Below are 13,556 nucleotides of genomic sequence, written 5' to 3'. Positions count from 1 at the left end.
AGCCACTCAGTGGACAATCACGTATCCGGTCCCTTCACTGTGCAGGAAGAACCGAACTCCATCAGGAGTGCGTTTCTGCGACGCGCGACGTCGGCGCTGGAGCGCATTTCTACGAATGTCCCGGCAAATGAGCTGGCCGAGACGCTTTCAGCCACGACGGACGCTGGATCGTTGGCGCAGCTTCTCAGCCGCTCGGACATGGTGGGCGCGGCGATAAACGATCTCGATCCGCTGGTTCCGGCACTGGCTCGCAATGACGAGCATCGCTGCAGTTTAGCGGGTGATGGCACGTAGCCCGGCAGCAAAAGCGCTGTCAATTTTGAGATAAGTTGATTTTTGTGGTCTTGTTTTCCGCCCGTTTCTGAGGCTATACGGCGGCCGGATGTACTCACTCACCGGGGAAACTTCGTGACCAGCCTCAAATCGCTTCTGGCCGCCTGCGGCCTTTCCGCCATGATCGGCCTTGCCGCAAATCCGTCTTTGGCCGGTTCGACGACCTATCCGCTGAGCCTGGGAAACTGCGGCGCGCAGGTGACTTTCCAGAAGGCACCCGAACGGGCGATCGGCCTTGGCCAGAACAGCGCTGAAATCCTGCTGCTGCTCGGCCTTCAGGACAAGATGGCCGGCACGGCCTTCTGGCCGAGCAAGGTCCTGCCGCAGCTCGCCGAAGCCAATGCCAAGGTCAAGCTTCTGACCGTCGAGATGCCGACCTTCGAATCGATGCTCGCCGAAAATCCCGACTTCGTGGCGGTGGCCTTGCCGAGCCTGGTCGGGCCGAACAGCAAGATCGCCAAGCGCGAAGATTTCGACAAGGTGGGCGTCGCGACCTATCTCTCGCCCAGCACCTGCCTCAGCACCAAGGACGTCAAGGACCAGTACGGCAGCCGCGCCGAGCTGTGGAACATGGATCTTCTCTACAAGGAAATCGATGAACTCTCGCAGATCTTCGACGTCGCCGATCGCGGCCAGGCACTGATCGCCGACTTCAAGGCGCGCGAAGCCAAGCTTCGCTCCAGCGTTTCGAAGGACGGCAAGAACCTTTCCTACGTCTTCTGGTTCTCCAGCCCCAGCCCGTCGGCCGATGCCTATCTCGGCGGCAAGAACAGCGCGTCCGGCTTCATCGCCGACCTGCTCGGCGGACACAATGCGATATCAGCGGAAGCGGAATGGCCGACACTCGGCTGGGAAGGCATCATCGCCTCCGATCCCGACATCATCGTCGTCGCCAGTCTCGACCGCAACCGCTGGGAGCTCGACAAGCCGGAGGCCAAGATCAATTTCCTGAACACCGATCCGGCCGTCAGCCAGATCCCTGCCGTCAAGAACAAGGCGATCGTGATCATGGACGGCCAGGCGATGAACCCGACCGTCCGCACGGTCTACGGCGCTGAACAGGTGGCCGGCCAGTTGAAGGCTCTCGGTCTGTTGAAGTGACGGAAGCGGGCCGTATCTTCCGGCAGCTGGGAGCCGTCCTCGCACTGCTCCTCGCCTCTTTCTGCCTCATCGCTATCGCCATTGGCGTCAGCGTCGGGATCGGCGACCTGCCGATCCCGCTTGCAACCACGTTTTCGGCCGTCACCAACCGGCTGGGATGGACCGCGGTCGAACTGAACCGCATCCACGAGACCGTCATCTGGGATTATCGTCTCAGCCGGGCGCTCGTTGCCGCCTTCTGCGGCGCGGGCCTTGCGCTGTCGGGCGCGATCATGCAGTCGCTGCTGCGCAACCCGCTTGCCGAGCCCTATGTTCTCGGCATCTCCGCCGGCGCCTCGACTGGCGCCGTCGCAATTGTCATTCTCGGGATCGGCGCCGGCGCGGTCTCGCTTTCGGCCGGCGCCTTTGCAGGCGCCTTCGCGGCCTTCTTCTTCGTGGCGCTGCTCTCGAACGGCACGCGCGGCGGCGCGGATCGCACCATCCTTGCCGGTGTCGCCGCTTCGCAGCTTTTCAACGCCACCACGTCCTATATCGTCACCACCTCAGCCAATGCGCAGCAGGCCCGCGATGTCATGTTCTGGCTGCTCGGCAGCTTCGGCGGTGTGCGCTGGCCGGAATTCGCGCTGGTCTCGATTGTCGTCGGCATCGGCCTCATCGGCTGCCTGTTTTACGCCCGCGTGCTCGACGCCTTCGCTTTCGGCGACGAGGCGGCTTCCTCGCTCGGCGTCAATGTCGGCCGCGCGCGCATGGTGCTCTTCGCGCTGACGGCGATGATGACGGCGACGATCGTCAGCATGGTGGGGTCGATCGGCTTCGTCGGCCTCGTCGTCCCGCATGTCGCCCGCTTTGTCGTCGGGCCGCTGCATGTGCGCCTGCTGCCAGCCTGCGCCATAGCAGGAGCGATCTTCATGGTGCTCGCCGACATTGCCGCGCGCGCCCTCATTCCCAATCAGATCTTGCCGATCGGCGTCGTCACGGCCCTGGTGGGCGTCCCCTTCTTCTCTATCATCCTCTACCGGTTCCAGCGCGCATCATGAGCATCAAAGCCGACAACCTCATCTGGAAAATTGGTAAGAAGACCATTCTCGATGGCGTTTCCATGGAGGCGCAGCCCGGCCGGATGCTTGGTTTGCTCGGCCCGAACGGCTCGGGCAAGACCTCATTGCTGCGGCTTCTGGCCGGCCTGAAGCGGCCGCATTCCGGTCGTGTCACGCTCGACCGGAGCGACATCGGCACGATCAGCCGCCGCTCGATCGCCAGGCGCATCGCCTTCGTCGAGCAGCACGCCACGACAAATGCCAATCTGAAGGTGGTGGACGTCGTCAAGCTCGGAAGGTTCCCGCACCGGTCGATGTTTTCGGGCTGGACGAAGACCGACGAGGAAGCAGTCGAAGAGGCGCTGGCGCGCGCCGGCATGGCGCAGAAGCGCGACGATCGCTGGCAGAGCCTGTCGGGCGGCGAAAAACAGCGGACCCATATCGCAAGGGCGCTCGCCCAATCGCCCGAGGAGCTGATCCTCGACGAGCCGACGAACCATCTCGATATTCAGCACCAGATTGGCCTGATGCGGCTCGTCTCCGGCCTGCCGATCACCAGCATCGTCGCCCTTCACGATCTCAACCATGCCGCCATGTTTTGCGACCAACTGATCATCATGCAGCAAGGCAGGATCGTTGCCTCCGGCGCACCGCAGGATGTATTGAGCGAAGACCTTCTGCGTGACGTCTTCTCCGTCGAGGCGCGCATCGAGGCCTCTCCCTATCATGCGCGCCCGCATATCCATTATCTCAGGTGACGGTGAAACCGTCACCGAAATGACAGTTCCGCGGCCGCGCCGTCAAGGCGACGGCCCCTGCAGAAAAATCGTCGATAGCGGCGGCAGCGTCAGCGACAGGGAGACGGGCCTGCCGTGGGCGGGTACGGGCTCAGTCGACACCGCGCCATTGACCAGGCCCGAGCCGCCATATTCCCGCGCATCCGTCGTCATCTTCTCGATCCAGACACCGTCGCTGGGCACGCCGATCCTGTAGCCGTAACGTGGCACCGGCGTGAAATTCGACATGACCAGCACCGGTGAAGCGCGATCGGGCGCATACCGCAGCATGCCGAGGACGGAATTGACGGCGTCGTCGGCTGCCGCCCATTCGAAACCCTCGGGATGAAAGTCACCGAACTGCAATGCCGGCTCGTCCGCGTAAAGGCCGTTTAGATCCTTCACCAGCCGCTGAATGCCGACATGCTGAGGCCGGTCCAGCACATCCCAGGTCACCGACCCATCATGGTTCCACTCGCCAGGCTGGGCGATTTCGCTCCCCATGAACAAGAGCTTTTTGCCGGGATGACCCCACATGAAGGCGAGATAGCTGCGCAGATTGGCGAACTTCTGCCATTCGTCGCCCGGCATTTTCGCCAGCAGCGAGCCCTTTCCGTAGACGACCTCGTCATGTGAAATCGGCAGAATGAAGTGTTCGGAATAGGCATAGATCATGCCGAAGGTCATCGTGCCATGGGCGTAACTGCGGTAAATCGGATCCTTCTCGATGTAGCTCAGGCTGTCATGCATCCAGCCCATGTTCCATTTGATGTCGAAGCCCAGCCCCCCCTGCTCCGGCGGCTTTGTCACCCCGGGCCAGGCCGTCGATTCCTCGGCGATCGTCATCGCGTGCGGGCAGCGCTCGTGAATGATGCTGTTCAGGTGTTTGAAGAATTCGACCGCTTCCAGATTCTCGCGACCACCATATTGGTTGGGGATCCATTCGCCCTCGTTGCGGCTATAGTCGCGGTAAAGCATCGAAGCCACGGCATCGACCCGCAAACCGTCGATATGGTAGCGCTCCAGCCATTCCAGCGCGCTGGCAATCAGGAATCCTTTCACCTCTTTGCGGCCGAGATTGTAGATCAGCGTGTTCCAGTCGCGGTGAAAGCCTTCGCGCGGGTCTTCGTGCTCGTAGAGCGCGCTGCCGTCAAAGCGGGCAAGCCCCCAGACGTCTGTAGGAAAATGGGCCGGCACCCAGTCGAGGATGACGCCGAGCCCGGCGCCATGGCACCGGTCGATGAAATAGGCGAAATCCTCAGGCGTCCCATATCGGCCGGTCGGAGCGAACAGGCCAAGCGGCTGATATCCCCAGGAACCGCCGAACGGATGCTCCATGATCGGAAGCATCTCGATATGGGTAAAGCCCATGTCGCTGACATAGGGAACCAGCCGCTGGCTGAGTTCCACCCAGTCGAGCGACCTGTTGCCATCCTTTTGGTCGCGAAGCCAGGAGCCGACGTGCACTTCATAGACGGAGAAGGCGCCCTCCAGTCTGTCTTGCCGGGACCGTCCCTTCATCCAACCGTCATCGGTCCATCGAAACGGCGTCGACGATGCGACAATGGAAGCGGTCGAAGGGGCGGCCTCGCTCGCCCTGGCCACCGGATCGGCCTTCTGCGGCAGGCAAGTCCCTTGTGCATCGACGATCTCGAACTTGTATCTTTCGCCGGGGGCGAGGCGCGGAATAAACAGCTCCCAGACGCCCGCCGACGGTCTCAGCCGCATCGGATTTCGCCGCCCATCCCAGGCATTGAAGTCGCCGACCACCGAGACGCGGCGCGCATTCGGTGCCCAGACGGCGAAACGAACACCCGATATCCCGTCGATCGACATATCAACCGCGCCAAGCGTCCGGCTCAGACTATAATGGGTGCCCTCCGATATCAGATGAAGGTCGAGCTCTCCGAGCAGCAGGCCGAAACTGTAGGGATCCTCGGTGATCTGCACGGCATCCGGCCATGTGATCCGCAGCCGGTATCCCGTCCTCGACGCGGCTGCTGCCGCGAACAGGCCGGACGGATGGGCGATGCTGAACGGCGTCACCACCCGACCGGTCGCTGCCTCGATGAGATCGACAGCTTCCGCTCCGGGCAGATAGGCCCGCACGATCGTCATGCCGCCGGTTTGGTGGGGACCGAGGATCGAAAAAGGATCGCCATGGCGCCCGTCGATCAAGGCCCATAGCGCATCCTGGCCGATGCCCGCCAGAAGTTCCGAGCGCTCAACATTCATGCCGTGACCCCCGCCAGACGCGATACGATTTCGGTAAGGCCAGATAGCGGGATCGGCAGCCATTTCGGCCTGTTGCGAGCCTCATAGGCGATCTCGTAGGCGGCCTTTTCGAGAAGAAAGGCATCGAGAACCCTGCGTCTTTGATCGGGTGGCATGTCAAGCTCCTTCGATACGGAGACCGCCTGCCAGTAGGCATCCAGAAAGGCCCCCTCGGCATTGCGCCCGAAGCGGGCGATCGCCTCGCGGCGGACCTCGTTGTCGTGTTCGATGACCGCGTCATTATCGAGCTGCGCGGTGGCCACGAGGTAGCTCAGCGACCTCAAAAGCCCGGCGACATCGCGCAGCGGGTTTGTCTTGGCGCGGCGCTCGGTCAGATTTTTCGCAGGCTCGCCCTCGAAGTCGATGATGACGGCATCACCCTCGCTGACAAGGATCTGGCCAAGATGGAAGTCGCCATGCGTGCGTGTCATCAGCGTATGGCGGCAGCTTTCCGCCAGCGTCCCGGCGAGCTCTGCGAGTTCGGAGCGGCGCTCGAGAAGCGGGGCCGCCAGCAGGTCGATTGCAGGGTCGGCATTCTGCTCGCGTTCGTCAAGCTTCGACATGGCATAGGCTACCTCGCCGGAAACGGCCTTCTTCATCGCCTCGACCTCTTTGTCGCCTGATACCACCGGGCTGAAGGCCTCGTCCCCGGTCTTCGCAGCGAGCACGACATGCAGCTCACCGAGCCTGAGGCCGACCATCGCGACGAAGCTGATCAGCGACTGGAAAACGTCGTCGTCTGGTTGGACCGCCGGATCGTTCAGCACCAGTTCGTCGGCCCCGCGGCGCAGATTGTTCAGCATCCAGTTCCAGGCGTCGCCCTGATTGCGGATCGCGCCCTGGACGATGATCAAGGTCGAACGGCGTCCGCTGGAATCGGTATGCGCGACCTCGCCGAGCAGGGGCGCTGTGTGGTCATAGCCGGCGCGGGTGAGATAGCGCGTCATCTCCACTTCCGGATGGATGCCCGGGAAGATGTGCCTGATCAGTTTGATCATCGCTACGTCGCCGACGAGCAGCGAGCTGTTGGATTGTTCAGCCGATAGCCAATGCACCGGCAGCTCGTCCGAAATATCGAGACTGTCGAGCTGTTCTGTCCCAAGGAATTCGAGCGTGCCGGTCCGGCCGGTGGTGCGCGAGCGGTCGCGAAGTCCGTGCAGAATGCCGCGCGCCATTGCCTCCACGGCAAATCCATCTGTGAGGAAACCGACGCGTCTACCTTGGCGAATCCTCCCAAGCGCAAGCTGCTGGGCAAGCGCGGAAGGGTGGGCATCGTCCCAGGCGACCGTGAGCGGCAGTTGGTAGGATTCGCTGTGGTTCGGCAGCACGACCTCCAGCTCGCCGAGGACGACGCCGTCGGCGAATGGGATTGGTGTCGCGGAGACCAGTCGGGCGGCCTGAAGCGGCTGGTCCTTTGCCCCGAACCATCGCCGCCTGGAGAGATAGGCGGGCAAGATTTCGCCGCTCAGGATGCGTGCATGGCCCGGTTCGTCCACGAGGTCGAGCAGGCTACGCCGGATGACCATCGTCAACAGATCAGGAAGCTGTTCGGGCGGGGCGGTGCGCCACGCCGGCGGGTCGGCATCAGCCGTCAGCTGGAACCAGAAGAAACCGTAGGGCGGCAGGGTCAAAAGATAGGTCAACTGGCCGATCGGCGGAAACGGCGACATGCCGGTCAGTTCAATGGGCACGCGCCCCTCGAAGCTCGACAAGTCGAGTTCGACGGCCTGGGGCAGGCGCGAGAGACTTGCAACACAAAGCAATACCTCGCCTTCATACTCCCTGAGATAGGCAAGGATCTTGCGATTTTCCGGTGAAAGAAACCGCAGCGTGCCACGTCCGAAGGCCGGATGCCTGCCGCGCAACGCCAACATTCTGCGCGTCCAATTGAGCAGCGAATGCGCGTCCGTGCTCTGCGCCTCGACGTTGACGGCCTCGAAACCGTAGAGCGGGTCAGCGACGGGCGGGAGGACGAGACGCGCCGGATCTGCCCTGGAGAAACCTCCATTGCGGTCCGGAGACCATTGCATCGGCGTCCTCACCCCATCCCGGTCGCCGAGATAGATATTGTCGCCCATGCCGATCTCGTCGCCATAATAGATCACTGGCGTTCCCGGCATCGACAGAAGAAGCGCGTTCATCAGCTCGATCCGCCGGCGGTCGCGCTCCATCAACGGCGCTAGGCGCCGCCTTATGCCGAGATTGATGCGGGCACGTTTGTCGGATGCATAGGTCTCCCAGAGATAATCCCGCTCGGCGTCGGTCACCATTTCAAGCGTCAGCTCGTCGTGGTTGCGAAGGAAGATCGCCCATTGGCAGTTGTCGGGAATCTCCGGCGTCTGGCGCAGGATATCGGTGATCGGAAACCGGTCCTCCTTGGCGATCGCCATATACATGCGCGGCATCAGCGGAAAGTGGAAGGCCATGTGGCATTCGTCGCCGTCTCCGAAATATTCGCGCGTGTCCTCCGGCCATTGATTGGCCTCGGCAAGCAGCATCACGCCGGGATGGGTGGCATCGAGCGCGGCGCGTATGCGTTTGAGGATCGCGTGGGTTTCCGGCAGATTTTCGTTGATCGTCCCCTCGCGCTCGACGAGGTAAGGTATAGCGTCGAGACGAAACCCGTCGATGCCGGTTTCCAGCCAGAAACGCATCACCCTCAGCAATTCCTCCATGACGAGAGGGCTGTCGAAATTGAGGTCGGGTTGATGGGAATAGAAGCGGTGCCAGTAGTAGGCGCCGGCGACCGCGTCCCATGTCCAGTTGGATTTTTCCGTATCGATGAAAATAATGCGCGTTTCCGGAAATTTCTGATCGGTATCGGACCAGACATAGAAGTCGCGCTCGGGCGAGCCTGCCGGCGCCTGGCGGGCGCGCTGGAACCAGGGATGCTGATCGGAAGTGTGGTTGATGACGAGCTCGATGATGACGCGGATATTGCGCTGGTGGGCGGCGTCGACGAAAGCCCGGAAATCCTCCACCGTCCCGTAATCGGGGCTGACGCTGCCATAGTCGGCGATGTCGTAGCCGTCGTCTCGACGCGGAGAGGGAAAGAAAGGCAAAAGCCAGATGGCATTGACGCCGAGGGCTGCGATGTGATCGAGCTTCTGGTGCAAGCCGGCAAAGTCGCCGACCCCGTCACCATTGGCGTCGTAGAACGACTTGATGTGCAGCTGGTAGATGATTGCATCCTTGTACCAGAGCGGCTGCGACGCGCTATCTGCATTCATCGTGTCCATTCATGCCTCCGTTGAGCGAATACGCCAGATCGCATAGGGCAGGACCTCAGGATTGAGACTGATGCTCTGCCATTTGCCGGTCCACTTGAAACGATGCCCGCCGATCAGATCTTCGACATCCAGCGTGCCGCCGTCGCCCAGCGACCACTGCCAGAGCGGCAGCTCGACGTCGCTCTGCTGGAAATTGTGGGGATCGAGGCTGATGGCGATCAGCAGGACATTGTCGCGGGCACGGCTCGCCTTCTCGAAAAACAGGATATTGTCATTTCGCGCATTCAGCAGCGTCAGCCCGAGATGCGAATGCAGCGCGGTGTTTTCGTTGCGGATGCGATTGAGCGTCCTGATTTCGGCGATGATATTGCCCGGCCGATCGTAGTCCCAGGCGCGGATTTCGTATTTCTCGCTGTCGGCATACTCCTTGCGCTTGGCATCGGGACGCCCCTCGCAAAGTTCGAAACCGTTATAAACGCCCCACAATCCCGACAGGGTAGCGGCAAGTGCTGCGCGGATCAGAAAGGCCGGGCGCGGCGCGTTCTGCAGGAAATCCGGATTGATATCATGCGTGTTGACGAAGAAATGCGGGCGGAAGAATTCCTTCGGCGCCGTCTCGGTCAGCTCCCGCATATATTGCTCGAGCTCCCACTTGGCATTGCGCCAGGTGAAGTAGGTATAGGATTGGGAGAAGCCGATCTTTGCCAGGCGGTACATCACCTTCGGCTTGGTGAAGGCTTCCGACAGGAAGACGACGTCGGGATGACGGCCCCTGATATCGCCGATCAGCCATTCCCAGAACGGAAATGGCTTTGTGTGCGGATTGTCGACGCGAAACAGCTTGACGCCCTGGTCCACCCAAAGCTGGACGACATCCCTGAGCTCCACCCATAATGAAGGCAGCGCGTCTTTCGTGTAGAAATCGACGTTGACGATGTCCTCGTATTTCTTGGGCGGGTTTTCAGCATATTTGATCGTGCCGTCGGGGCGCCAGTCGAACCAGCCGGGATGCTCCTTCAGCCAGGGGTGATCCGGCGACGCCTGGATCGCGAGGTCGAGAGCAATCTCCAGGCCATGCCGGCCGGCTTCCTCGACCAGCCGGCGGAAATCCTCGAACTCGCCGAGCTCGGGATGGATGGCGTCATGGCCGCCGTCCTCGGAGCCGATGGCATAGGGACTTCCGGGGTCGCCCGGCGCAGCTTTCAGGGTGTTGTTGCGACCTTTCCGGTTGGTCGAGCCGATCGGATGAATCGGTGGGAAATAAAGCACGTCGAAGCCCATGTCGCGGATGGCGGGCAGTCGCGGGATGACGTCGTCGAAGGTGCCGTGCCGGTCCGGATCGCCGCTTTGCGAGCGCGGGAAGATCTGGTACCAGCTGGCAAAGGCGGCCTCCTTGCGTTCGGCATCGACGGCGCTTGCCGTCGAGCGAAGCCGAAACGGCCTGTTGTCCGCCTTGTTCATCAATTCGGATGTTCCGGCATCGAGCAGTATCGCCGTGCGCTCGGTATCGGACGCCCCTTCGAGACTATCACCAAGGGCCTTCAACTCGGCATTGAGCGTTGCGCCGGCATGCACCTCAGCCGAGCGGATGAGGTTCAATCCCTCCTGGAGTTCGAGCTTCAGGTCCAGCCTGGCATCGTTCTTCTTTGTCAACTCGTAGCGAAAGATCGCAAACGGGTTCTTCCATGCCTCGACGGCAAACTCATAGCGTCCGATGCGCTCCAGCAGGAATTCGGCGCGCCAGCGGTCGTTTTCGACCAGCTGCATCTCCGTCTCGTTCCAGTCCGCCGCATCGAGCGGCCGCCAGAGCAGGACCACGGCGATCGGGTCGTGGCCGTCGGCGAATATGTCGGCCTCGACGGTGAGGATGTCGCCGACCACCCGTTTGACAGGAAAGCGCCCGTCGTCGACCCGCGGCAGGATATTTTCGATGGCGAGCCGGGGTGAAGCTATCGCCTGCGCGACGTCGAGGATTGGCCGCGATGTGATCGGCGCCGGCGCCTTGCCTTCGACGACAAGGGTCTCCCCTGCCCGCAGCCGCAGAACCGTGCCGTCGGCTGCGACGGGAAGGAAACCGGAGCCCGCTTCGCGCAGTGCTGTTACCGGAGCGGGCGCACTTTTGCGAAGGTCCCTGTTGAGCAGGATGAACCGCACATTTTCGGCGCTGCGAGGGTCTTCCGCCGCCGATTGCAGCAGCGCCGAGACCGGTCCGTTGGCGTTGCGGATGAGCCGAAGCGATGAGGCAAGTGCATGGGGTTCCTTGCTGATCTCGGTGTTCGCAAGGCGAATTTCGGAGGAGATATCGAAAGCCAGATCATGGCGCAGTCCCCGCAAACCCGTTCCATTCCCATGGGTCGGATCGAGCGGCGTGGCTGCGCCATATTCGAAGCCCATCGGAACCATCAGGCCGCCGCCGAGCGAGGCGGCAAGGCGTAGCGCCCTAACGGCGCGCCGTTCGAGGATTTCGCGGCTCTCGGTTCCGTGGGCGATACGCCTGCCGAAGGGCGGTTCCGGAAAAGCGATCTGCCAGCCGAGCGGCTTCTGGACCCGGTGTTCTTCGATGAACCATCTCTCGTCAAAATCCCACCAGGCCATCGATGAAAAACATCCATCGAAGCCTGTATTCTTGACCGCGTCCCTCACGCCGAAATCAGTGCCGGGCGTCCAGGCAAGGAATTGCGCGTCCGTCTTCTCGCGCACCGCCGAAATCAGCGATTTGAAAACCGCCGGCCCAATGCGATCGATCCCCAGGGCCCGATAGCCGGAGAGGCCAAGACCGGCCAGCCCCCGCAGCCGTTCTGTCCATTCTTCCAACAGCCGGGATTGAGACTCCGCCTCCATCGCAGTCATCGGCTCTGCCGGATCCAATGGCGAGCGTCTCGGATCGACAGGGTGAAAGCCCACCTTGAGATCCCGGGCCTTGCCGTCGAGCATCAGGTCCATCATCAAGGCGACGCCGCTCTTACGGGCGGCCTCCGCTAGGCGTCCCACCCCATTTTCGACCGCGCTTCCGAGCGACAGTTGCGGATCAAGGCGCTTCAGATCCTGGGAGGCAAAGATGCTGCGCTCCCCGCCCCGGTCGAAGAGAGGTGCCGTCAGTACGCGGTCAAAACCGGTATCCGCCGCATGGTCGAAAACCTCGCGCCATGCATCGATACCCTGAAGAAGGAGTGGATTGACATAATAGATCCGGGGTGGGGTGCTCAACACACCCTGGTTTGGAGAGAATGACATCGGCCGCCGCTCGAGTTTGCTTTGAAGGCAAACTTCTGTTGCCGGAGGTTGTTCCACCGAAAGTTCCAGTGACGATGCACCAGACATCGCCGGCTGCACTCGCGCAGGATCGATGGGACGCGCTCCATTCGCGCAACAAAGGCGCCGCTTCCGCAGATGGGCCTTGAAGTTTCGTGCCGTCTTTGGATAGTCTTCCGCTTCCCGGAAGGGTGAGCCATGGCGGCTCACGGCACACCATTGCTTCGATCGACACTCCTTAGCGCCGCCCTGTCGGCTTGCGCGCTGTGCCTCGCTTCCTGGAGCATCGAGACCGATCGCTCCACTGAGCACACCCATGGCCTGTTCGAAATCCGCGAGGAGGCCAAGCGCTTCATTGCGCACGAGAACGCCAAGGGGCATCCGCAATGGGACGTGCTGGAGCCGAACCTGAAGACGCTGGTTCCCCGACGTGCAGTCCCGCTCGAAACACGGTGGACGCCGAAGAGTAATGGCCGCTCGAAATTGAGCGTGATGGTCACATGCACTGCCGCGGTGCCGAACACCGTGATGAGACGTTGGAATGTCCATGTTCCGGTAGAGCGGAAGCCAATTCAGGCGGGAAGCTCGGCACCCTCTGAAAGAGCAGGCGCCCGAACGGGACTTGATGTATCCGAATGAAATCACTGCGATTGCAATAGAGGCGACCAGACATGAATCCATCGGTGGAGTTGTGTTCATATCCCGAACTCGATGATCGTATCGTGATCGTCAGGGCGGGGGACGAAGTTGATGCCGTGTTCGTCCGGACCGAGAGGTTCAATGTGCTGATCGATACGCTCGGAACGCCCGAACTCTGCATGGCGGCACTGAACCTGCTCGAGGCACAGACGAACGCTCGTCCGCTGATCGTCGTCAATTCGCACATGGATTGGGATCATTTCTGGGGAAATGCCGCCATTGCCGGGCGCGCGCCCATTATCGCGCATGCCGCCGCGCTCGACCGTTTGCGCGCCCCTTCCGCACGCGAGGTCCTGAGGGACAAGGCGAGCCAGGAGTCGAGGTTTCGGAACCTCGACCTTATCGGTCCCGATATCACCTTCTCCGCCTCTATGACCCTCAACGGCGGCGATCTGACGCTGGAGCTCATTCATACAGCGGGACACACGCCCGACCATATCGCCGTATGGATTCCGGAACTTCGCGTCTGCCTGGCCGTCGACGCAGTGGAATACCCGATCCCCGAAGTCTGGAGCAAAAATGCAGGCGACCTTCGCTTGATCCGTTCCTCGCTCGAGCGGATCCGTGACCTCAATGCAAGACTGGTCATCCCTGCGCACGGCCGGACGCACTCCCCTTCGGCGGTGGATGACAACCTCGCCTATTTCCAAGCCTTGGCCGATCGGGTCGGCAGTATGAGCGAGAGCCAGCTGGCGGACCCGCAACTCGGCAGTTCAAGCGGCCTGCGGTTGGAAGACTTCGTCCTCATCCCCGACGGAATGGCTTCCGACACGGCGGCATTCTATCGGCAGTGCCATGAGACAAACCTTGGCGCGACGGTTCAGGCCCATCTCGAAAAACTGAAATTCGCCTAG

General features: G+C 61.7%; 8 protein-coding genes and 1 pseudogene. 6 read left to right on the top strand and 3 right to left on the bottom strand.

What is annotated here, in order from left to right:
• Nucleotides 1-9: 9 nt before the first annotated feature.
• The 4 genes and pseudogenes from AC25BC_RS27180 to AC25BC_RS27165 form a co-directional block, all read left to right on the top strand.
• A pseudogene (locus AC25BC_RS27180) lies at nt 10-276 on the top strand (DNA-binding protein); the annotation flags it as partial.
• A 132-nt stretch (nt 277-408) separates the two neighbouring features.
• Nucleotides 409-1,434, top strand: coding sequence for an ABC transporter substrate-binding protein (locus AC25BC_RS27175; RefSeq protein ID WP_003562760.1), 1,026 nt, complete (start codon nt 409-411; stop codon nt 1,432-1,434).
• On the top strand, nt 1,431-2,471 hold the full coding sequence (locus tag AC25BC_RS27170) for a FecCD family ABC transporter permease (RefSeq protein ID WP_128439713.1): 1,041 nt from the start codon (nt 1,431-1,433) through the stop codon (nt 2,469-2,471). The genes AC25BC_RS27175 and AC25BC_RS27170 overlap by 4 nt, the downstream gene beginning before the upstream one ends.
• On the top strand, nt 2,468-3,229 hold the full coding sequence (locus AC25BC_RS27165; RefSeq protein WP_128406888.1) for an ABC transporter ATP-binding protein: 762 nt from the start codon (nt 2,468-2,470) through the stop codon (nt 3,227-3,229). The genes AC25BC_RS27170 and AC25BC_RS27165 overlap by 4 nt, the downstream gene beginning before the upstream one ends.
• Before the next feature lie 42 nt (nt 3,230-3,271).
• On the opposite strand, the gene glgB is transcribed toward AC25BC_RS27165, so the two are convergent.
• From glgB to AC25BC_RS27150, 3 genes are read right to left on the bottom strand one after another with little or no spacing between them, the layout of a single operon-like run.
• Complete coding sequence (glgB, locus tag AC25BC_RS27160; protein ID WP_017996333.1) at nt 3,272-5,482, bottom strand: 1,4-alpha-glucan branching protein GlgB; 2,211 nt, start codon at nt 5,480-5,482, stop codon at nt 3,272-3,274.
• Entirely contained in the window at nt 5,479-8,760 is a 3,282-nt protein-coding gene (gene treS / locus AC25BC_RS27155; protein WP_128439712.1) for a maltose alpha-D-glucosyltransferase, read from the bottom strand. Before treS ends, glgB begins: the two co-directional genes overlap by 4 nt.
• Entirely contained in the window at nt 8,761-11,985 is a 3,225-nt protein-coding gene (locus AC25BC_RS27150) for an alpha-1,4-glucan--maltose-1-phosphate maltosyltransferase (RefSeq protein WP_128439711.1), read from the bottom strand.
• A 216-nt stretch (nt 11,986-12,201) separates the two neighbouring features.
• Here AC25BC_RS27150 and AC25BC_RS27145 point away from each other — a divergent pair, with 216 nt between their 5' ends.
• Nucleotides 12,202-12,642, top strand: coding sequence for a hypothetical protein (locus AC25BC_RS27145; protein WP_128439710.1), 441 nt, complete (start codon nt 12,202-12,204; stop codon nt 12,640-12,642).
• Nucleotides 12,643-12,674: 32 nt separating this feature from the next.
• A complete protein-coding gene (locus tag AC25BC_RS27140) occupies nt 12,675-13,556 on the top strand; it encodes an MBL fold metallo-hydrolase (protein WP_128439709.1) in 882 nt (293 codons plus the stop codon).

Source organism: Rhizobium sp. WSM409 (assembly GCF_057653825.1).
This window is presented reverse-complemented; position numbering and strand designations above follow the sequence as displayed.

Coding starts and splice junctions, on each gene's coding strand:
- AC25BC_RS27150 (WP_128439711.1), bottom strand. CDS start 11,985: ATGTCATTCTCTCCAAACCAGGGTGTGTTGAGCACCCCACCCCGGATC.
- AC25BC_RS27145 (WP_128439710.1), top strand. CDS start 12,202: ATGGCGGCTCACGGCACACCATTGCTTCGATCGACACTCCTTAGCGCC.
- treS (WP_128439712.1), bottom strand. CDS start 8,760: ATGGACACGATGAATGCAGATAGCGCGTCGCAGCCGCTCTGGTACAAG.
- AC25BC_RS27165 (WP_128406888.1), top strand. CDS start 2,468: ATGAGCATCAAAGCCGACAACCTCATCTGGAAAATTGGTAAGAAGACC.
- glgB (WP_017996333.1), bottom strand. CDS start 5,482: ATGAATGTTGAGCGCTCGGAACTTCTGGCGGGCATCGGCCAGGATGCG.
- AC25BC_RS27140 (WP_128439709.1), top strand. CDS start 12,675: ATGAATCCATCGGTGGAGTTGTGTTCATATCCCGAACTCGATGATCGT.